The organism is Streptomyces sp. NBC_01210 (assembly GCF_036010325.1).
Lineage (GTDB): Bacteria > Actinomycetota > Actinomycetes > Streptomycetales > Streptomycetaceae > Streptomyces.
This window is the reverse complement of record NZ_CP108549.1, coordinates 4,890,281-4,910,541: the sequence shown is the minus strand read 5'-3', so window position 1 is coordinate 4,910,541 and position 20,261 is coordinate 4,890,281. Positions and strand designations below refer to the sequence as shown.

General features: G+C 70.2%; 16 protein-coding genes and 1 pseudogene. 8 read left to right on the top strand and 9 right to left on the bottom strand.

Annotated elements, in window-relative coordinates; translation table 11 throughout:
* Positions 1 to 12 precede the first annotated feature (12 nt).
* The 3 genes from OG735_RS22235 to OG735_RS22225 all read right to left on the bottom strand — a co-directional run bounded on the left by OG735_RS22235 (position 13) and on the right by OG735_RS22225 (position 2,950).
* A complete protein-coding gene (locus OG735_RS22235; protein ID WP_327324927.1) occupies positions 13 to 957 on the bottom strand; it encodes an NADP-dependent oxidoreductase in 945 nt (314 codons plus the stop codon).
* A 66-nt stretch (positions 958 to 1,023) separates the two neighbouring features.
* On the bottom strand, positions 1,024 to 2,043 hold the full coding sequence (locus OG735_RS22230) for an endonuclease/exonuclease/phosphatase family protein (RefSeq protein WP_442812466.1): 1,020 nt from the start codon (positions 2,041 to 2,043) through the stop codon (positions 1,024 to 1,026).
* 142 nt (positions 2,044 to 2,185) lie between these two features.
* On the bottom strand, positions 2,186 to 2,950 hold the full coding sequence (locus OG735_RS22225) for a TetR/AcrR family transcriptional regulator C-terminal domain-containing protein (RefSeq protein WP_327324926.1): 765 nt from the start codon (positions 2,948 to 2,950) through the stop codon (positions 2,186 to 2,188).
* A gap of 128 nt (positions 2,951 to 3,078) precedes the next feature.
* Here OG735_RS22225 and OG735_RS22220 point away from each other — a divergent pair, with 128 nt between their 5' ends.
* A complete protein-coding gene (locus OG735_RS22220; protein ID WP_327324925.1) occupies positions 3,079 to 3,264 on the top strand; it encodes a hypothetical protein in 186 nt (61 codons plus the stop codon).
* Between the two features lie 132 nt (positions 3,265 to 3,396).
* Positions 3,397 to 4,206 carry an MBL fold metallo-hydrolase gene (locus tag OG735_RS22215; protein ID WP_327324924.1) on the top strand — a complete coding sequence of 270 codons (810 nt, stop codon included), beginning with the start codon at positions 3,397 to 3,399 and terminating at the stop codon, positions 4,204 to 4,206.
* Here OG735_RS22215 and OG735_RS22210 read toward each other — a convergent pair.
* From OG735_RS22210 to OG735_RS22200, 3 genes are all read right to left on the bottom strand, one after another.
* Positions 4,175 to 4,930, bottom strand: a complete 756-nt coding sequence (locus OG735_RS22210; protein WP_327324923.1) for an ATP-grasp domain-containing protein — start codon at positions 4,928 to 4,930, stop codon at positions 4,175 to 4,177. The genes OG735_RS22215 and OG735_RS22210 overlap by 32 nt on opposite strands.
* Before the next feature lie 378 nt (positions 4,931 to 5,308).
* Positions 5,309 to 5,806: a hypothetical protein gene (locus OG735_RS22205; protein WP_327324922.1), complete on the bottom strand. Its 498-nt coding sequence runs from the start codon at positions 5,804 to 5,806 to the stop codon at positions 5,309 to 5,311.
* A gap of 286 nt (positions 5,807 to 6,092) precedes the next feature.
* Entirely contained in the window at positions 6,093 to 7,433 is a 1,341-nt protein-coding gene (locus OG735_RS22200) for a tetratricopeptide repeat protein (protein ID WP_327324921.1), read from the bottom strand.
* A gap of 961 nt (positions 7,434 to 8,394) precedes the next feature.
* On the opposite strand from OG735_RS22200, the gene OG735_RS22195 reads away from it, so the two are divergent.
* The 4 genes from OG735_RS22195 (at position 8,395) to OG735_RS22180 (ending at position 12,173) form a co-directional block, all read left to right on the top strand.
* Positions 8,395 to 9,765, top strand: a complete 1,371-nt coding sequence (locus OG735_RS22195; RefSeq protein ID WP_327324920.1) for an asparagine synthase-related protein — start codon at positions 8,395 to 8,397, stop codon at positions 9,763 to 9,765.
* A gap of 26 nt (positions 9,766 to 9,791) precedes the next feature.
* Positions 9,792 to 10,505, top strand: a complete 714-nt coding sequence (locus tag OG735_RS22190) for a class I SAM-dependent methyltransferase (protein ID WP_327324919.1) — start codon at positions 9,792 to 9,794, stop codon at positions 10,503 to 10,505.
* A 178-nt stretch (positions 10,506 to 10,683) separates the two neighbouring features.
* Positions 10,684 to 11,400, top strand: coding sequence for a helix-turn-helix domain-containing protein (locus tag OG735_RS22185; protein WP_327328414.1), 717 nt, complete (start codon positions 10,684 to 10,686; stop codon positions 11,398 to 11,400).
* A 2-nt stretch (positions 11,401 to 11,402) separates the two neighbouring features.
* Positions 11,403 to 12,173 carry a hypothetical protein gene (locus tag OG735_RS22180; protein WP_327324918.1) on the top strand — a complete coding sequence of 257 codons (771 nt, stop codon included), beginning with the start codon at positions 11,403 to 11,405 and terminating at the stop codon, positions 12,171 to 12,173.
* Positions 12,174 to 12,180: 7 nt separating this feature from the next.
* Here OG735_RS22180 and OG735_RS22175 read toward each other — a convergent pair whose 3' ends face one another.
* Positions 12,181 to 12,576, bottom strand: a complete 396-nt coding sequence (locus OG735_RS22175) for an RNA-binding S4 domain-containing protein (RefSeq protein ID WP_327324917.1) — start codon at positions 12,574 to 12,576, stop codon at positions 12,181 to 12,183.
* A gap of 9 nt (positions 12,577 to 12,585) precedes the next feature.
* Positions 12,586 to 15,192, bottom strand: a complete 2,607-nt coding sequence (locus OG735_RS22170; protein ID WP_327324916.1) for an FtsX-like permease family protein — start codon at positions 15,190 to 15,192, stop codon at positions 12,586 to 12,588.
* 223 nt (positions 15,193 to 15,415) lie between these two features.
* On the opposite strand from OG735_RS22170, the gene OG735_RS22165 reads away from it, so the two are divergent.
* A complete protein-coding gene (locus OG735_RS22165) occupies positions 15,416 to 16,891 on the top strand; it encodes an APC family permease (RefSeq protein WP_327324915.1) in 1,476 nt (491 codons plus the stop codon).
* A gap of 20 nt (positions 16,892 to 16,911) precedes the next feature.
* Positions 16,912 to 17,870: pseudogene (locus tag OG735_RS22160) on the top strand (hypothetical protein).
* Positions 17,871 to 18,006: 136 nt separating this feature from the next.
* Here OG735_RS22160 and OG735_RS22155 read toward each other — a convergent pair.
* Complete coding sequence (locus tag OG735_RS22155; RefSeq protein WP_327324914.1) at positions 18,007 to 20,082, bottom strand: PhoX family protein; 2,076 nt, start codon at positions 20,080 to 20,082, stop codon at positions 18,007 to 18,009.
* Positions 20,083 to 20,261: the final 179 nt, after the last annotated feature.

The following is a 20,261-nucleotide window of genomic DNA, read 5'->3' as shown; positions in this document are numbered from 1 at the left end:
GGAGGACGAGTCTCAGAGGACGAAGACGGTCTTGCCGCGCGCGCCGCCCGCCCGGCTCTGCGCGAGCGCTTCCGGAGCCTTCTCGAGCGGGAATTCGGCGTCGACCGGTGCCTTCAGTGAACCGTCGGCGACTGCCGCGGCGAGGATGTCGAGCAGCGCCGCCGAGGCGTTCAGCCGGAAGTCGGCGCCCTCGACACCGGCCGGGAGCCGCGCGGGTCCGGCGGTGAAACGAGTGGTGAGGGCCCGGCCTCCCGGACGTACGAAGGCAGCGTTCGCGGCGAAGGAGGCCGGGTCGCCGGAGACCAGGTCGACCAGGGCGTCGACGCCGTCCGGACTCGCGTCCCGTACCGCGGCCGCCAGATCGTGCGCGGTGGTGTCGACGGTGACGGTGGCACCGAGCGCGCTCATCCGTCGCTGTTCGTCGCCGCGCACAGCCGCCAGCACCCGTACGCCACCCGCCGCGGCCAATTGCGTCAGATAGCTGCCGACGCCGCCCGCCGCGCCGACGACCAGCAGGCTCTGCCCGGCCCGGACACCCGCCGCCTCAAGGATCTGCGCGGCGGTCATCCCGGAGGTGGGCAGCAGCGCCGCGGTCTTCAGCGGCAGTCCGTCCGGTACGAAGGCGATGGGGGCGTCCTGCGGCATGGTCACGTACTCCGCGTACGTCCCGGTCCCGACGGGCGGGCGCGCGGCCTGCCCGAAGACGGCGTCGCCCACCCGGAAGCGGCTGTCGCCGGGGCCCACGACATCCACCTTGCCCGCGAAGTCCACGCCCATGACCAGCGGGAACACATGCGGTGCCCGGCCCTGAAGCATTCCGTCGGCGGCCTGCCAGTCGTACGGGTTGAGCGCCGCGTACTCGACCTTCACCAGCACCTCGCCCACGCCGGGCTCCGGCTTGGGAACCTGGATCAGTTCGGGTTCGGCCTTGAACGCCTTGACGGCGACAGCGCGCATCGGGAACGCCTCCTGATGGACGGCCCCCCGGTATCACCACGTCCCCACTCTCACCCGGGCGGCCGGTCAGCGCACGTCGTGCAGTTCGAGCTGGACGAGCAGCGACCGGTGGTCGGTGTCGGCCAGGTCCAGGAAGCGGGCCTTGCGCACCGAGAAGTCCTCGCTGATCAGCACATGGTCGATCTGGGCGCCCAGCGGCCGGCGGACGGCGGACGGCCAGGACGGGGTGCGGGCCGCGCCCACGAGGGTGGCGCTGTCGCGCAGATCTCCGGCGTCGAGGATCCGGCGGAAGGCGGCGTGGTCCTGGGTGGCGTTGAAGTCACCGGCGACGAGGGCCGGCCGTCCCTTCACCCCGGCGGCGTACGTACGCAGCATGCCGAGCTCCCGCTGCCAGTCGGCGACGCCGCTGGGGATGGGCGGCAGCGGGTGGGCGAGCTGGAGGTTCACGGTGCGGTCGCCGACGACGGCGACCGCACCGGGCATGGCGAGCGTGCCGTCGATGCCCGGAGCGGCGCGCAGCGGGAGCTTGCTGAGGATGGCCGAGCCACTGGCCGCGTAGCCCTCGACGACCTTGCGGTACGGATAGTCGCCGCGGGAGACCCTCGCCGCGAGCGCGTCCGTGCAGCTGGGATCGCATTCCTGGACGAACACCAGGTCGGGCCGTTCGCGGCGGACGGCGGCCAGCAGTCCCTCGGTGGCGTTGCCGAACTCGACGTTGGACGTGAGCACTTCGAGGCGGGCGACGACGGGCCCCTGCGGATCGTCGGTCAGCCCGGTGTCGTACGGCCTGACGAACCAGCCGGTGGCGGCGAGCACCGCGGCCGCCCAGACCACGCCGGTGCGCCACCGCGCGAGGAGGGCCAGCAGCAGGGCGGCCCCGGCCGGCAGCAGCAGCCAGGGCAGGAAGGCGAGCAGTTGCGGCACCGGGGTGGTGCCGTCGGTGTCCGCGACGCGGCAGCCGGCCACCACGCTCGGAACGATCAGCAGCAGGGCCGCCAGCCAGGCGGCGGCGCGCCGTGCGCCGGAGGGGCGGAAGGGGGCGTCCGGCTCGGCGGCCGGGGCCGCCGTCGAGATGGCGCTGTCCAAACCGGCCTCCGGGCGCGGGATGTTCCGACGGTCGAGTCACTCCACTGGTAAGGACGTCAGTCTCGGCGACTTTGTTGCGGCTGTCGCGGCGATTCGCCGCACGTCACCTCGGGACCTCGGGTCGCTCCGACTTCCTGGGCTACTAGTCGGACCTCCTGGGCTGCTCGGACTTCCCGGGCTCCTCGGACTTCCCGGGTTCCTCGGGGGCGTACTGGCGCAGCGCGTTGATCAGCAGCTCGAGCCCGAAGGTGAACTCCGCCTCGTGGTCGATCACCGCCAGCTTCGGCGCGAGCTTCGCCACCGCCGGGTACCCCGAGCCCTCGAGATACGCCGCGCGCTCCCGTACGACCGACTCCTCGTCCCCCTTGGAACCGGGCGAATGGAACTCCCGCAGCAGTGAGCCGACCTGGAAGGCGATGAGCAGCCGCAGGGCATGCACGGCGGCTGCCTCGTCGAAGCCGTGGTCGAGCAGGACGGAGAGAGAGCAGTTGATGGTCGGGAGCGCTCCGGGGGAGGAGAGCTGGCGGGTGAGCACCAGCTCGCAGGCGCGCGGGTGACGCAGTGACGAGCGACGGAAGGCGTACGCGACCGAGCGGATGCCCTCCTCCCAGCCGCCGGGGGACCGCCGGGACAGCTGCATGTCCGTGGTGATGAACTCCGTGACCCCGTCGAGGACGTCCGACTTGCCGCCCACATGGTTGTAGAGGGACATCGCCTGGACGCCCAGGGTGGCGGCGATCCGGCGCATGGAGAGCGCGTCCACACCCTCGTTGTCGATGATCTGGAGCGCGGCGCTGACGATCCGTTCGCGGGACAACGGCTCGCGGGACAACGGCTCGCGGGATGACGGCCGGTGGGCCGATGTACCGCGCTCCGTGGGTTGTTGACGGGTTCTTCCGTCAGACATCGGGGGGCTCCTGAGTGGGTTTTGCGGACTCTTGCCGTACTCCTTGACGACTTACAGCGTAAGTGCTTCGCTCGGTCCCGTACTTACGGCGTAAGTACGGGATATCCGGCCTGGGGGGCGCCCGCAAGATGACGAAGGAAGCGCGTGAGGCTCTCGTCCTCGAGCACAGGGAGAGCGAGAACCGGCACGAGGTCGGCGACACACTGAGGGCCTTCGGTCATCCGCGGTACGCGATCCTCGCCACCGGCCAGGTCTTCGACGGGCACAACGGCGAGCTGTACGGCTTCCCGCCCGCCGGACGCGCCTTACGCTGACGGACACCGGCGATGTCCCTCTTCGAGGACGAGCAACTGGTCTGCGAGCGCGTCTGCTTCGACACCGCGACGATCCTCACCCAGCTCGGCCTCGCGACGACCCTTCCCCTCCCCGCGTAGCCGGAGCCTCGCATGTCTCAGCCCATCGTCCACCACCTCGACTGCGCCCCGATGCACCCGGTCGGCGGCGCCCCACTGGTCGCCCACTGCCTGCTGGTGGTGACGGGCAGCGGGCTCGTGCTGGTCGACACGGGTCTGGGCGCCGCGGATGTCTCGGACCCGCGGCGGCTCGGACCGTTCTTCCGGCGGACCATGCGGCCGACGCTGGATCTGTCGCGTACGGCGGTCCACCAGATCCGGGCGCTGGGCTACGACCCGTACGACGTACAGGACATCGTCATCACCCATCTCGACCAGGACCACGCCGGGGGTCTCGCGGACTTCCCGCACGCGCGGGTGCATGTGATGGCCGACGAGTACCGGGCGGCGATGCGCCGCGAGACACGTCTCGACTCCAGCCGCTACGTCCCGGCGCAGTGGGCGCACGGTCCGCAGTGGGTCGTCCACGACACGGCGGACTCCAACTGGCACGGCTTCGCCGCGGCACGGGTGCTGCGCTCGCCGGACATCCTGATGGTGCCGCTGCCGGGGCACACCCGGGGGCACTGCGCGGTGGCGGTGCAGGAACCGGCGCGGTGGCTGCTGCACGCGGGCGACGCGTACTTCTTCCACGGCGAGATCGACCAGCGCCGGCCTCGCTGCCCGCGCGCGACGGCGCTGCATCAGCGGCTGGTCGCCGAGAACCACGCCGAGCGGCTGACGCAGCTGGAGCGGCTGCGTGAGCTGCGGCGTGCGGACCCGAGGCTGATCCGGATCTTCTCGTCGCACGACGCGCACGAGTTCGCGCAGTTCAGCGCAGAAAGGCTCGGTCGTGTGCACTGATGCGGGCGCGGGGTCCGGAGGCGCGTAGGACGACGTCGAGCACATGGCCGGGCTCGGCCGCGTAACTCTGCGCGAACCACGGCATATTGGCCTCGACAACGGCCCACCGGCCGTCGTCGAGCCGTCCTGTGTCGACGACGACGGCGCTGGGCAGGGTGTGTGCGCTCTGCCGCAGCAGCTCGCCGGCGAAGTCCCGCGCTGCGGGGTCGAGAGGCGCGGGGTCCAGCCGCCCGTGGACGGCGTACCGACTGCCGGTGCGGACCTGGCCGTCGAGCACGAACAGCCGGTACTCGGCGGCGAACTCCACGACTTCGCTGACGAGTACGGGCGTCTCCGGCCCGATCCGGTCGCCGTCCTTGGGCAGCCGCGTACCGTCCGCGTACACCGCGGCGGGCACGGACTTGTCGGACGGCGGCTTGACGAAGGCGGGCGCCTGCAGCTGCCAGGCCTCGGCGAGGGTCGTCAACTCGATGCGGCGGCGGGTGAGTTCGTACGGAAGTGTGCTGAGCCAGTCGTCGTGCGGCTCGAGCAGCCCGACGCCGAGCCGTCCCGTGACCCGAGCGGCGGCGAGCGGCCCGCCGTACCAGTGCAGGTCCCGCTCACCACGCTCGGGCGGCACGGCGACCACGTCGAGGCCACGCCAGGCGGCGACCTTCGCGAGCAGCACGGCGGTGCTGGTACGGGGCACGGGCGCGAGGAGCGCGGGCGGGCTCGGCTGGGGCATGGGGGGACGTTAGCGGGCCGGGTCGGGGTGCGGGTATTCGTTTCGCCGCGGGGCCCCGGGGCCTTCTGGCTCGGGCCACTGCGTGCTGAGCTTGGCCTCCCGAAAACCCCTGGCACCGTGGGCGGCGGGTGCGCAACTATCGCCCGTACTTTGGCTGGGGGGGATGTTGTGTCCGGTATGACTCCGATGGATCTTGTGCTGCTCGCTGACGATGAGGGGAACAGCGTCGACCCATCGCCGACGCCATCGCGAACTGATGGCCGCGTGGAGTCCTTCAGCCTAGGGCGACCGGCCGTCTCCAGCTGAGGAGCTCGCATCCAAGACTCAGGAGGCCTTCGTGGATGTCGAGTGTGACCACCCCCACGCACACGGCCACAACTAGAAAGTACCGAAGAAGCGGTCCCACCAGCTGGGCTGCCACTGACCGTGCGATCGCAACGGGCTCATCCCGTCGTACCGGCTCATGAGGAGCTCTTCGGGGACCACCACATATCCCAGGCCGATCAGTGCTTGTTCCACCTTTGCGAGATCTCCGGCATCCAGCTCGCCCTCCGCCTGTGCGTCCTCCGTGCCCAGAAAAGCACCAGGGTTGTCGGCGGACACCAGAGCCAGAGACCCGAACTTACTCACGCACACGACAATCCGCGTCCCGCACACCGTCACCTCCGCAGGTACTACGACGCGACCGTACTCACTGGAGTCCTGGGTGTCCCGCTCGGCCGGGCAAAGCGTCGCGAAGTCGCCCTCCAGCCTGGACACCAGACGTGCGAGGAGCACCGCAGCTTCGCGACGGTTGTACCCCCGTGGCCACTCCAGCCACTCCGGATCGTCAAGCTGGCGCAGCAACGTCATCAGATCCGCTTCGCTCTCCACCATCCGCCCATCCTGACGCTGTGGGCGTGCGCTGGTCCATGCGAGGTGGCAGAGCTTCTCGACGACTGATCACGCAGAGCCCGACATTGCCCAATCAAGCCCGAAGAGTGGGCAGCCGGACCCGCACGGAAATCCGACCGCTGCGCGGTACCAGAGCCCAACGCGACGCGCAGACGACTTCCTCGGCAGCCCGTCACCAGCCCGAGCCGTCCGGGCAAAGTCGCTGTGGCCGGGGCGGACGGCCTCCGCTAGGTCACGCGCGGCACTCAGGAGGCAGAAGAAGAGCAGGTCACCTGACCAATGCCGGATCCGCGATCATCCGTGCTCGGTCGTGCAGGTCGCGAGCGGTCGCGTTCTTCAGGTGCGGGCGCAGGAGGCTGAACATCGTCTTCACACGCTCGTCGGCCCGACCGGACTGGACCATGGGGTAGTCGTCAAGTGCCTGGTGCCAGGTAACGCAGGCCGCTTCCAAGTGGCCGATCTCCAGTTGCCGCTCGGCAAGGGTGGCCCTGTGCCGCACCCGAGCGCGGCGGTAGACGCTGAAGCGGACCTTGTCCGACTCCTGCATGGCTTCAATGGCGCCGGGCACGTCGCCGAGTTCGTAACGAACCTGGCTGACGTGATAGTTGAGCGCTGCCGGGTCGTACGAGCCGAACGCCTTGCCGCGTGACTCGGCCCGGCCCATGGCGGCCTCCGCTTCGCGGATATATCGCAAGGCACGCGTACGGTCGCCGGTCTGCGCGGCAGTGTGCGCTTGCTGTCCGGCAAGGAAGGCCCGCATCCGGGGACCGGCTTTCGGCGAGGCGCCGGCAGCGGCGTCGGCCAGCTCCATCGCCTTGGTCCCGTGGCGCAGGTCAACAGCTTGGACGCTCATGCCTCGCAGGGTGGTGCAGTACGTCAGGTGATCCTCGGCCGCGCCGGCAAGCTCTAGTGCCTTGACGTAATTGTGCTGCGCAAGGCCGTGCAGCCCTTCGTCCACGGCCATGTAGCCGGTCAGATACAGCAGGTCGGAGGCGGCGGACAGCATTGCCTGCCGTACCTCCTCCGACGCGTCGGCGCGCAGATATGGCGCAACGGTGTTGACCATGAACGAGGCTGCCATGGGGCGCGCGTGACGACCGCCGAACTGGTCGTCGAGTTCTGAGACGCGCTCGGTCATGGCGATGACCATGTCCACTTCGTTCATGCCGATACGCGATGTGCGACCAGACTGCACCGCCTCAGCACGGCCGATTACGTCCGGCCAACCGGGGATCGTGAGCGCCACGGAGAACAGACCAGCTCCCAGAACGCTGCGGCGGGACGGGTCCATGTCGTGCCTCCCCAGATCGATCAGCCCTTCCACGGTATCCGTGGACGCGGGCGAATGATCGCGGGGAAGGGGTAAGCGCGCCTCAGCATGGGTCACAGGGCGGCCGAGGCGACGCGAGAGGGCTTCGAGGATGCACACACGTACGGCGCTGCGGGGAATCGTGCCGCCGAGCCAGTGGCTCACCGCCGACTCGTCGTAGCGCAGCGGTGTGCCGGTCTCGGTACCGACGCGGTTCACGGCCCGAGCGAACTGGCGATGCGTCCAGCGACTCTCAGCGAGCAGTCGGCCGAGTGCCCCGTTCGGTTCACGCTTCGCCATGACTTTCAACTCCCCATGACTTTACGAACTTTCAAGGCTTTCAAGTCCCGACGCTGCGGCAACGGTACCGCTGTGCGTGCTCAGACGGTTGCGTAGAGGCAGGGAGAGAGCGGCGAGATCCTCGCCGAAGTCATCGTCTGAGGGACTGAGGGATGAGAAGCGAAGCGCGGGCCCTACTGGCCGAGATGACCGAGGAACACGGCATGGATGGAGTACTGAGACTCGCTACGAACGAGAGAGCGGATCTGCCCCCGGGATCTACGGAGTACCCGCCATGCCGGTGCCCTCAGCACCGGAGCGAGGAGCCACAAGAGAGCGGCCCTACCACTGCCCTGAACGCCAAGCTCCGGGCGGTCAACGACCGCAGCCAGGGTGGCCGGCCGCGAGGCGATCAGCCACCGCCATCGGTCGCTTCGCAGGACCGAGTCTGATCACCGCTATCTCTCGGAGAACCAATTCGTGGTCGGAGTAGCCGTTGCCGCCCCGACCCACTGAACTCCTCCCGGTCACGCGAACAGGCTCCCCTGCCTGTGGCCAGGGAGGGCCCGCCGCCACGTCGCGGTGGGCAACCGCGTCCGGCTGCCCCATATGAGCAGTCGGCAGCCGGACGGTCCAGCTCCGTAGCGTCCGCCGCGGAGACCGCTTCAACCCTAGAGGGAGAACGCAATGAACGTGGACGAGCTGTTCACCGGCGACCTGATCACCGGAGTCCCGGCCATGGGCGCCGCGCTGATGGACAAGATGCCGGGCGGCGGCGACAACAACGGCGACCACTGCAGCAAGTGATCCATAGCTGAAGTGCGGCGGGGCGGGGCCGACCGGGCCTCGCCCCGCCACACCACGTTTGAAAGGTGATCACGTGCTTTCCATGCGACTGCACTTGCCAGACCTCTGCGCCCCCAACTGGCGCCTGCAAGAAGGACGTTGGGCCAGTGGAACAAGCTGGGTCAAACCCGCGAAGGTGTCGGCCCTCGCTACAGAGTTCAATACCGACCGGGCGCCGTGCGTCCATCTCACTGTGAGGGAGTGCAAGCAGGGGGAAGCGGACTTCATGGCACTCGCCATGAAGCCCGGGGAAGCCCGTCTGTCAGCGGGCGTGTTCGGTACGGCTCCCCTATATCTCGTAGCAGTCAAGGACGTGCTGCACGCGTCATGGGACCTTGCCGAACTCCGCCCCCACCTACGGGCCGACCGACTCGTTTCACGCGTGGTGGCTCGGACCTTGAGCAGACAGCACCGATACACGGCGGACACTCCGTTCGAAGGGGTGTACCGGCTCACCGAACGCGCGACTGCCGTATTCACGTCTTCGGGACTCACCATGCACTACCCGGAGCCCGCCGAACACGTACTGACGCCACGCGCCTTGCGCCCGGACGTCGATCCGCTCGACGTATTCGACGCCCTCCTGTCCGAAGCAGTCCGCGAAGCTCCCGCCGCTACCGGCTCTGTGGGCATCGAGCTTTCGGGCGGAGCCGACTCGGGCAACGTCGCCTTGGCCGTGAGCGCGGCGCGCTTCAAGCGGGTGCACAGCTTCGGGCTGGTGATGGGCGGAGGCATCGGGGTACAACAGCGAGAGCGCCGGCGGACGCTGGCGGACCACCGCGGCTTCCGTGATACGGCCATTCCCGCCATGCAGCACCCGCCGTTCGTACCGGGTGGAGTGCGAGCCCTCGGGGAGCCTCACGACCCCGCCGGGGCGTTCTACCAAGAGGCCTTCGACGTGGTGCGCGAGCAGGCAGCTGCCCGGGGCTGTGAGGTCATGTTCACCGGTAGCGGCGGGGATGAGATCAACGCTCACCATTCGAGGACGAACACCGCGCTCCCAACAGTGGCCCCGGTCCCATGGCTCGGTAGCAAGGCCACCAGAGCACTCGCCGACGTGAACGAACACCTGGCGCCGATCCCGGTACTCCCCGTACCAACGCTCATGTCGTTCGGGCTCCACAACCCCGGATTCCTCCGCGTCGGTGTCTGGCCCGTGAGTCCCCTGGTGCACCCCCGCGTCGTGCGGTTCATGGAGCAGTTACCGCACGAGTACAAGCGGGGAAAGGCTCTCTTCCGCGATCGGCTGCGGCGTGCGGGAATGCCCAAGTCGGTCGCCTCGCCCGCCGAGCCTGAGAACTTCCTGGCAGTCATGGAAGCGGGCTTACGCTCGTACGGGCTGCCCCTCCTCGACAGCATGGCGCGCGAATCGCTGTTGGTAGATCTCGGCTACGTTGACCTCAAAGCGCTTGCCCAGGCCCGAGAGGACGCCGAGCACGCGCCTGTGGTGCCCGACATGCTGTGTGACGTGCTCGCCCTGGAAGTCGGACTGCGGAGCCTCCTGTGACCAGCCCCGATGTGGAAGCCGAACGCATGGAAGCAACGAACCTCTTCTACCGGGACCCCGCGCTGTATGACGTGATCCAGTCGGACAGCGGCAGCGCCGAGACATGCCAGGCCCTGATTGAACGCCACCGGCCGGATGCGACCACGCTGGCGGACTTCGGATGCGGCACCGGGCGGGACGTGGAGATCCTGGCCAAGCGCTTTGAGTGCGTCGGCGTGGACCTACAGCCCGGCTTGGTCAAGTACGCGCATCGGGTGCGGTCCGGACTCGACATCCGCGTCGGCGACATGCGGACTACTCGGCTCCGGCGACGCGTGGACGTCGTGACCTGCCTCGGCCACTCTCTGGCCTACGTGCACGACAACGACGACATCAGCCGAGTGTTCAACACGTTTGCCGCACATGCACGGCCCGGCGCACTCCTGGTGCTCTGCTCGCCCGTATCGCCCGTCATCCGCCCCGAGCCGACCAGCGTCGTTGTCGAGACTCCGGACGGCCCGGCGAAGGTCACCATCGGCTACGAGTGGGACCTGCGGACACAGATCAACACCATGCACAGGCACTGGATGCTCGCCTCTGGCGACGAGGCCGGGGACGAGATCAGGCGGCGCGTGCTATTCCCGCGCGAACTGGAGCGCTACGCGTCGGGCGCAGGGTTTGAGATCGTGGACATGGTCGGTGAGTCCGGGACCGGGCTCACCGGGCCGATCGCGTACACCGTGGCCCGATACACCCAATGACGCGGCTCCGACGCTGGGGACCCGCGGTGGACCAAAGCGCCCGGCACGCCGGAAAGGGCTTGCGTCTTCTATCCCGAAATCGGGATGCTTGACGCAAGGTGGCGCTGGGGCCAGACTGGTTGCGTGTTCTCTCCCGATTTCGGGAGGCGAAGACGAAAAGGAGCGGGCTGTGGATCTGATGTCCGTGCACCAGGCGGCCGCAGCTCTGGATGTGGATGACTCCCGGGTCCGCCAGCTGCTCCGTGACGGAAAGCTTCAGGGGGAGCGGATCGGCGGCCGTTGGCTGGTTGACGGGGCCAGCGTCCGGAATCGCAAGGATGCTGGTGCCCGTTCCGGGAGGCCGTTGTCGGCCCGTAACGCCTGGGGTCTGCTGGCCCTGCTTGCCGGTCACCGGCCCGTGGGTCTGTCCGATGCGGAGAAGTCCCGCCTTGTGGCGCGGCTACGCGATCTGGCTGCCCACGAGCGTCTGCCTGTCGTGCGGCTGCGGGAACTTCTTGAGGCCCGGGCGGAGACGCGACGGTACCGGGTGCACTCGGGCATGCTGGCGGCCGTGCTGGATCACCCGGAGGCGGTGCGGGCCGGCGTCAGAGCTGCCGCGCAGGTGGGGGCCGACTATGTGGCACCTGGACGCGCCGAGATCTACGCCCACCCCGACAAGGTGGGCACGTTGGAGGAGTCGTTCGGAATGCTCCGGGACCACCAGCGCGGCAACCTGCTTGTCCGTATTCCCCCTGCCGAGATGTGGCCGTTCCTTACCTCGGTCAAGGGGGCGGATGCCCCGCCCTCAGTGGTAGCCGCGGATCTGCTGGACATCCAGGAGGACCGCGCCGACGCGGCGGCGGTCGGACTGCTGCGTCCCCTCCTGGCCCGCTACGCATCACCTCCGGAGGCGTGATCGTGACCGCTGGTCTGCCGCATGTCCGATTGGATTCGGACCTGTTCACCGGTGCGCTCGTGGAGTTGTGGGGAGTGCTGCTCGACCTGTCGGAGCACGTGCCGCGCGCCTGGTCGCTGATCGGTGGGCAGATGGTCCTCCTGCACGGTCTGGAGCACGGCCGGACCCCGCCGGCGGCCAGCGCCGATCTGGACGTGCTCGCCGATGTGCAATCGGACCAGCAGAGCCTGCGCCGCTTGGTCGCCGCGTTGGAGCGGCTCGGGTTCGTTCCTGCCGGCATGTCCCCGCAGGACAATCTGCTTCACCGCTACCACCGCGGCGAAGAGCCGGGCCGACTGGTGGTGGATCTCCTGGCTCCTGACCACCTCGGACCTCGAGCAGACCTCACGACAACTCCGCCGGGCCGCACCCTGGAGGTCCCCGGTGGTCGCCAGGCCGCGCAACGGACCGAGGCCGTCCGCGTTCAACTCGGCCGGCGCAGCGGCCACATTCGCCGCCCCGGATTGCTGGGAGCGATCGTCGCGAAGGCCGCCGCACTGAGCATCAAAACGGCACCGCCGGACCGCCACTACCGGGACCTGGCGTTTCTGCTTTCCCTGCCCGCGAACCCGATGGACCTCAGAGCCCAGCTCGACAAGGGCGATCGCAAGAAGCTCGCCCTGGCCAGCGCGCTCCACAACCCGTACCACGCCGCCTGGCGTCAACTACAGGACGAGGACGCCCGAGCCGATGGCCAGGCCATGCTCGCGTTCCTGTCTCCGCCCCCGGCGTGAGGAGACCCTACGGCTTCGGGAGCCCTCCCTGGAGGCGTTCCATTTCGCGGCGGTCTCGCTTTGTCGGGCGGCCCGCGCCCCTCTCCCGTACCGCCACCGGCGCCACGAACTCCCTCGGCGGTGGCGGCGGGCTGTTGTCCACGTAGCACTGGGCCGCCACCGGTGGGCCCACCCGCTTGCGGATGATCTTCGAGACGACCACCAGCCGCTCCCGGCCCGCGTGGAACAGCCGCACCTGGTCACCGGAGCGCACCAGGTGCGCCGGCTTCACCCGTTCACCGTTCACGCGGACATGGCCGGCCCGGCACGCCGACGCCGCCTGGGAGCGGGTCTTCGTGAGCCGGACCGACCAGATCCACGCGTCGATCCGTACGGTGCCCTCGTCCGAAACCTCTGCAGCCATGTACCGACTCTACGATTCCGCCCGCGCCGCCCGCACCGGCAATATCTTCAGCGCCCGCCACGCCGGGACCAGCGTCGCCGAAAGCGCCAGCGTCAGCGCCGTGCCCACCACCGTGCCGTAGATCCACAGCGGTCCCGACGGCAGCCAGCCGTCCGCTGCCGCGTGCGCGAAGGGGACGAGAGTCGTTGCCGCGGCCGCCGTGCCCAGCAGCACCCCGATCACCGCGACCACCACGCCCTCGACCGTCAGCATCCGCATGACCTGCGCCCGCGTCGCCCCCGTCAGCCGCTGGAGGCCGAACTCCCGGCGCCGGCCGCCCGTCGCGGTCGCCAAACTGTTCACCACCGAGATCGCGGTGTACGCGACGATCATGCCGACCATCAGATAGTTGATCCACGCCTGGGTCCTGGTGTCCTCCGCGTGCGCGGCGATCAGCGCATCGCGGTCCGCGACCCTCAACCCAGGTGTGCGGGCGGCCAGTTGGCCGAGAGTGCCGGTCACGTCCGCGCCCGGCGCCGCCCGTACGAGGATCTGCTGCGGCAGGCCGCCCGTCGTGTGCGGAGCCAGCAGCTCGGCCGGCAGCAGCGCCGCCTCGGAGCCCGCCTTCGGCCGGTACGTGGCGACGACCCGCACCCGCGCCGTGCTGTTGTCGCCGAGCCGCAGCGTCAGCGTCTCGCCCACCTTGTGGCCCGCGCCCTCGGGCAGCGCGACCGCGTCGCCACGCAGTGCGCCGAGGCTGCCCGCGGTCACCGTCGCCGCGCTCGTCCCGGCCGCGCCCGCCGCACTCACGCCCTGGAGTGGCAGTCCGTCGTCGCCGGTCTCCGCGCCCCGGCCGTCGCCCCGCTCGATGAACCCGGTGCTGGTCACGTACGCGCTCGCCGCGGCGATCCCGGGCAGCGCCCGGACCTGGTCCACCAGCGAGGGCGCGAGCGTCCCCGACGCGGAGGTCAGCACCGCGTCCGCGCGCAGATTCTCGTTGAAGGCCCGTTCCACGAGGTCGGCCGAGGTGGTCTGGACGTACAGATTGGCCGTGGCGACGCCGACCGCGAGCATCACCGGGGTGACGGACGCGGCGACCTGGACCGTACGGGCCCGGGAGTTGAGCATCGCCAGCCGCCCCGAGGTACCGGTCAGCGCGCTCACCGGCCAGTGCAGCAGCACGGCGCACACCTTGGTCAGGGCGGGCGCGATCAGGGCCAGGCCGATGGCCGCGCAGATGACCGTGGGGCCCGCGGTGCTCGCCGCGGCGGGGCCCTCCATCACCGTCCAGGTCACGATGGCGAGAGCGGTCGCGCCGCCGAGGAAGAGGACCGCGAACAGCAGCCGCATCGTGGAGACCCAGCGCTGCTGCAGTGCGGCGTCGGCCAGCGCCTCGGTCGGCCGGGTCCGCACCGCGCGCCGGGCCCCGATCAGGCCCGCGCCGACCGCGGTCACCAGGACCGCGCCGCCCGCAGCGGCGAGCGGGATCCAGCCCTGGCTGAACTCCACCGCCTCCGCCGTGACCCCGCTCGCCGCGAGCCGCTCGAACAGTGCCTCGCCCAGCCACTGCCCGGGCAGCCAGGCGAGCAGCGCGGCGGCGACCGCGATGACGAGGGTCTCGGCGACGAGCATCCGCCGCAGCTGGCGCGGGGTCGCGCCGATGGCCCGCAGCAGGGCGAGTTCGCGGCGGCGTTGGGCGGCGGAGAGTGCCATGGTGCCCGCGGTGACGAAGAGGGCGACCATGACGGCCATCCCGCCGAACACGGCGGAGAGCGAGATCAGATCGTCGCGCCGCTCCATGGCCGTGGGGTACTCGGCGAAGCCGCGGTCGTCACCGGAGAGGACCGTGACCGGGGACCCGGCCAGCACCCGGCCCACGTCAGCCTTGACCTGGGGCAGCGCCGCATCCGGCCGCGCGACGACCGCGAGCGCGTCGAAATGCCGGGCGCCCCCGCCCTCCGCCGTAGGCGCTCCCGCCGCTGCGCCGGCATCCGCTCCCGCAAGCCGCACCGCCTCCCCGTCCGAGAAGAACACCGCCCGCTGCCCCACCGCCCCCCGCGCCCGCGCGACCCCGCTCACCTTGTACGACGCCGTCTCCCCCCGCGCCGCGATCCGGACCGGATCCCCCACGCCGGCGCCGGACTTCGCCGCCGTCGCCGCGTCCAGCACGACCTGCCGTGCCCCCACCGGCGCGCTCCCCCGCTCCAGCGCGTACGGAGCCAGCCCCGCCGACCCCCAGCCATGTCCCTGCGCCCGGCCGTGTCCCTGCGCCGGCGGCCCCGCGGCACCGTCCAGCACCGTCGCCGCGAACGTCACATCCCCGACCACCCGCTCCACACCCGCAACGCCCCGCACCTTCCCGGCCAGCGCGGCGTCCAGCGGCACCCCCTCCGCCAGGACGACCCGCTCGCTCTTCTTCTCCGGGTCGCCGGGGTGCAGTTCGTACGACCGGTCGCCGACCACGACCAGCGAGGCACCGGCCAGCCGCTCCGGCGGGACGTTGTTGCGGATGCCGGTCTCCAGCAGTCCTCCGCAGGCCAGCACGATCGCCGTGCCGAAGAAGAGCGCGACGAAGGTGGCGACGAAGCCACCTTTCCGGAACCGCAGCGTGCGGAGCGCGAGCCTCATCATGTCCATGGCTTTGACGCTACGGAGCGCGAGAGTACCGGCCCATGACGTCACCCAGCCTCTTGTGGGTGGGGGCAGCCCCACCCCCTCACCACACCGCGCACATCCGACTACGATGCGCACGTTCTCCCATTACGGAGGCCTTCACTCCGGAGCGGGCGTTCGTTTCTTACCTACCGACATATGTCGTGCGGCACAAGGGCATTCCCCCCATGGGCATTCGGAGAATTCCATGCGCAGCAGCTCCGGCAGAGGGCTTCAGCCCAACGTCCTCAACACGTTCGACACCATCGTGATGGCCGTCGCGGGCAGCGCTCCCGCCTACTCGATCGCCGCCACCACCGCCGTACTCGTCGCCTCCGTCGGTCTCGCCGGACCGGCCGCGCTGTTGTACTGCGCCATACCGATGCTCGGCATCGTCCTGGCCTTCCGCAGGCTCGGCCGGATCGACATCAACGCCGGCGCCAGCTACTCCTGGGTGGGCCGCACCCTCCACCCGTTCCTCGGGTTTCTGTCCGGCTGGGCGCTGGTCGTCTCCGCGACGATATTCATGGTGGCCGGTTCGCTGCCGGCCGGCGCGATGACGCTCGCGCTCTTCGATCCGTCCCTCGCCGAGAACACCGTCCTCGCGACGGCCGTCGGCGCGGCCTGGTTCCTGGCGATGCTGCTGGTCGTCCTGGGCGGCGCGCGGCTGACCGTACGCGCGCAGCTGCTGATGTCCGGCGTCGAACTGGCGATCCTGCTGCTCTTCATCCTCGCCGCGCTGCTGCACAACGGGACCGCGGCCGCCTTCGACTGGTCCTGGCTCGGCTTCTCGCACTTCGACGGAGCCTCCGGCTTCGCGTCGGGCGCGCTGATCGCGACCTTCTACTACTGGGGCTGGGACGTCACCAGCAACCTCAGCGAGGAGACCCGCAACAGCCGCCGTACGGCCGGACTCGCGGCGCTTGTCGGAGTCGGCGTCGTCTTCCTCCTCTTCGAGGCGTACACGGTCGCGGTGAACGTGACCCTGACCGCCGAGGACATCCGGGCCGGCGGCTCCAATGTGCTGGGCGCGCTCGGCGAGGCGATCTGGCCGGGCGTCGGCGGGAAACTGCTGGTCGTGGCGGTGCTGTTGTCCACAGTCGCCACGCTCGAGACCACTCTGATCCAGGTCACGCGCTCGCTGTTCGCGATGGGCAGGGACCGTTCCATGCCGGCCGCGCTCGGCACGGTGCACCACCGTTGGAACACTCCGTGGGTGGCGATCGCCGTCGTCGGAGCGGTGGCGCTCGCGATGTTCGTGGCCTCCACCGCGCTCGGCTCGGTCGGCGATGTGCTGGCCGCTGCCGTCGCCGCGATCGGCCTGCAAATCGCGTTCTACTACGGCCTTGCGGGAATCGCGGCCGTCGTCGCGTACCGCAGAACACTCCTGACGTCGGTACGGGACTTCGTCCTCGGCGGCGCCTGGCCGCTGCTCGGCGCGCTCTTCATGCTCTGGATCTTCTTCGAGTCGCTCGGCGAGCTGAGCGCGGCGTCGACAGGGATCGGCCTCGGTGGTCTCGCCACCGGTCTGGTGCCGATGATCGTGTACTGGCGGCAGGGCAGTGCGTACTACCGTCCCGCCCGGCTGGACGCGGCGCTGGCCATGGAGACACGGGAGAGTTACGCCAACTCCGCCTCCCGGCACCCCGACTACGCCGACAAGTCGCTGGCCACGGACTTCTGAGCAGCAGGGAAGTGCCGCAGATGGCCCCACGCCGCCGCTTCGTCCCCGATTTCGACCCCGCGTTCGGGGACCGCCCACTCACCGAGGCCCTGCACGACATGGTCATCGGCCGCTGGCAGGGCGTACGTGACCTGCTGCGCGCCACCGGCGACGACTGGCCGCTGCGTACGCACCGGCTGCGGCTGCTCGCACACGCGGCGGCCGACTCATCGGCCGTGGAGAACTGGCGGGCGGCGGAGCCCGGCGACCCGGACGTGGCGGTGCTGCGGGCGGCGACGGAGGTCGTACGGGTCTTCCACCACGCGATCGAGCAGGGCCGGGCGCCGGTCTCGACCAGGCACGGCTCGATGTGGCGGTGATGGCCTGCCTGGGCGCGGCCGACGCCCGCCCGGCCGACCCCATGCCGTGGGTGTCGCTGCTCACGGTGGCGCGGCTGTACGAGGTGGGCATTCAGCGGCGCGAACTGCGGCGCTGGTGGGACGAGTTGCGACGCCGCGACCCGTACAACATCGAGGGCCATGTGCAGCTGCTGCGCTACTACTCGGCGCGCTGGCACGGCACGCACGGCACGATGTACGACTTCGCCAGGGACGCGGCGGGCGCGGCGCCTCCCGGGTCGCCGCTGCCGGTGCTGGTGCAGATCGCGCGGGTGGAGGAGTACCGCTATGTCGCCGAGGGCGCGCGCGGCCGGGCGCCGGTGCGGGACTTCGGGCGGCACTGGCACCACGAGCTGGCGGTGACGGAGGTACGGCGCACCTGGGACCGCTGGATCGTCGGGCGGACACCGGCCCCGGCGGCGCCGGAGGAGATCGGTGAGCTGAACTACCTGACGCACGCAGCCTGTTATGCGGGGCTGAACGACGAGGCCCGCCAGCTCTTCGAACTACTGGGGAGGCGGGCGGCGCGGGTGCCGTGGTCGTACACGGGAGACGCGGAGGAGCAGTTCACCCGGTTCCGGCAGGGGGCGGGCGTGCACTGACGGCCGCCCGTGGGGTGAAAGCCGGGCAGGTGACAGCCGGGGGGGGTGAAGCCGAGGGGTGAAGCCGAGGGTGAAGGCAGCACGAGGTGGCGCGCACAGGTGCGCACCACCTCGTGATCACGTTCCGGGCCTGCGGTCAGACGCCGATGTCCCGGCCGTCCTTGCGCCAGACGGCGACGACCGACGGACGGACGATCTTGCCCGGTCCGTCGGGCCATACGCTCGCGGGCTTCTCGACGGACGCACCGTCGACCTCGCCCGGGTGCTGGACCGCGACCAGGACACGACGGTCCTGGACGATCGGTCCACAGGTCTCGGCGCCGGTCGGCACGGTCAGGAACTGCTTGAGCTCACCGCGGCGCTCGCCCCGGGTCGCGACGGCGAACAGGCCGTCGTGGGAGCCCAGTTGGTTGCCGTCCGTGGAGATCCACAGATTGCCGTGCGGGTCGAACGCGACATTGTCCGGGCAGGAGATGGGGCTGACCTTCTCCTTCGGGAAGCCCGAGAAGTAGGTGGCGGGGTCGTTCGGGTCGCCCGCGACCAGGAAGAGCCGCCAGGAGAAACTGTCGCCGGCCGGGTCGTCCCAGTGCTCGGCGAGTTCCAGGATCTGGCCGTGCTTGTTGAGGTTGCGCGGGTTGGCCTCGTCAGCGGCGGCCTTGCCGGGCTTGCCGCGGTCGACGTTGTTGGTCAGCGCGATGTAGACACGGCCGGTGCGCGGGGACGGCTCGACGTCCTCGGGGCGGTCCATCTTGGTCGCGCCCACCTTGTCGCCGGCGAGACGGGTGAAGACGTACACCTCCTCGGCGGTCATCCCGGGAACGTGGGACGTGTCACCGGTGGCCAGCGGAATCCACTGTCCGCTGCCGTCGAACTCGCCGTCGTTCGGGAGCTTGCCGGTGCCGTCGATCTCCGCGGCCGGGCTGTCGCCGGTCAGCTTGGCCACATAGAGCGTGCCCTCGTCGAGCAGGGTGAGGTTGTGCTCGTGCGCGGCCCGGCTCGAACCCTTCTTCATCCGCTTCGACGACACGAACTTGTAGAAGTAGTCGAAGCGCTCGTCGTCACCCATGTAGACGACGGGGCGCCCGTCGTCGGTCAGCCGCGGCTGCGCGGCCTCGTGCTTGAAGCGGCCCAGCGCGGTGCGCTTGCGGGGCGTGAAGTCGGGGTCGTACGGATCGAGCTCGACGACCCAGCCGAAGCGGTGCGACTCGTTGGGCTCCTGCGCCACGTCGAAGCGCTTGTCGAAACGCTCCCACTTGCGCTCGGTGGCGCCGGCCGCGATGCCGTACCGCTTGTCCGTGGCGCTCGACCCGTTGGCGAAGTACTGGTTGAAGTTCTCCTCGCCGTGCAGCGTGGTACCCCACGGCGTGGTGCCGCCGGCGCAGTTGTTGAGCGTGCCGAGCACCTTGGTGCCGGTCCGGTCGGCGCTCGTACGCAGCAGGGGGCTGCCGGCGGCCGGGCCGGTGACCTTGAACTCACTGGTCGCGGTGAGGCGGCGGTTGAGCGGGTGGCGGGTCACCGGGGTGAGCTTGCCGCTGCGGTGCTCCTCCTGGACCACGACGACGGACAGGCCGTGCGCGGCCCAGGCGATCTCGACCTGCTCGCGGGTCGGGTTCTGCGGGTCGTAGCCCCGGAACATCAGGATCTCGTCGGTGTACTCGTGGTTGGCGACGAGGACCTGGCGACCGCGCTCGCCGCGGAGGGGGAGCAGGCTCAGGAAGTCGTTGTTGTAGCCGAACTGGCCCGCCTGCGCCCTGGCGGTCTGCTTGTCGGCGTCGAAGGCGGGGACACCGCGGAGGATCGGCTCGCCCCAGCGGATGACGACGTTCTGGGAGTAGCCGTCGGGGACGGTGACCTGGTCGTCCTTGTTGGGCGCGACGGCGGCGAAGCGGAGACCGCGGGCGCCGTCGGTCCTGGAGCCCTGTCCGTTCCCGAGGCGCTCGTCGGCGCCGAGGGGCGCGGCGGTGGCCTGAGCCCCGCCGCCCGTCCCGATGACGGTCGCGGTGCCGGCGGCAGCGGCGACCGTCACGACGGCGGCGGCGCGCATCATCGAACGTCTCGAAAGCGCGCTCGCTATGACATCGCCGACATACTCGTTGTCGCTGGTGTTCGGCACCTCGTGGAAACAGGCGTCGCCGCAGCGGTACCGGCAGGTGAGAGCGGAACGCCCGCCCGCGTGGGGGTTGGTGTTCAACAGCGGCAGCAGTTTGCGCACTTCGTCCTCCTACGGCGCACCCTGCGCCGACATGGTGTCGGAATATGTCCGGCCGTGACGTTAGGTGCACATGCGTGCAGTGCGGCAGCCGTGGGGTGAACGGGGGATGAATCCGACGCGGCCGAGGCGCGGTTGGGCGGGCTGGCGGGGCCGGGCGGGCGGCGTTGGCGGTGGACTCG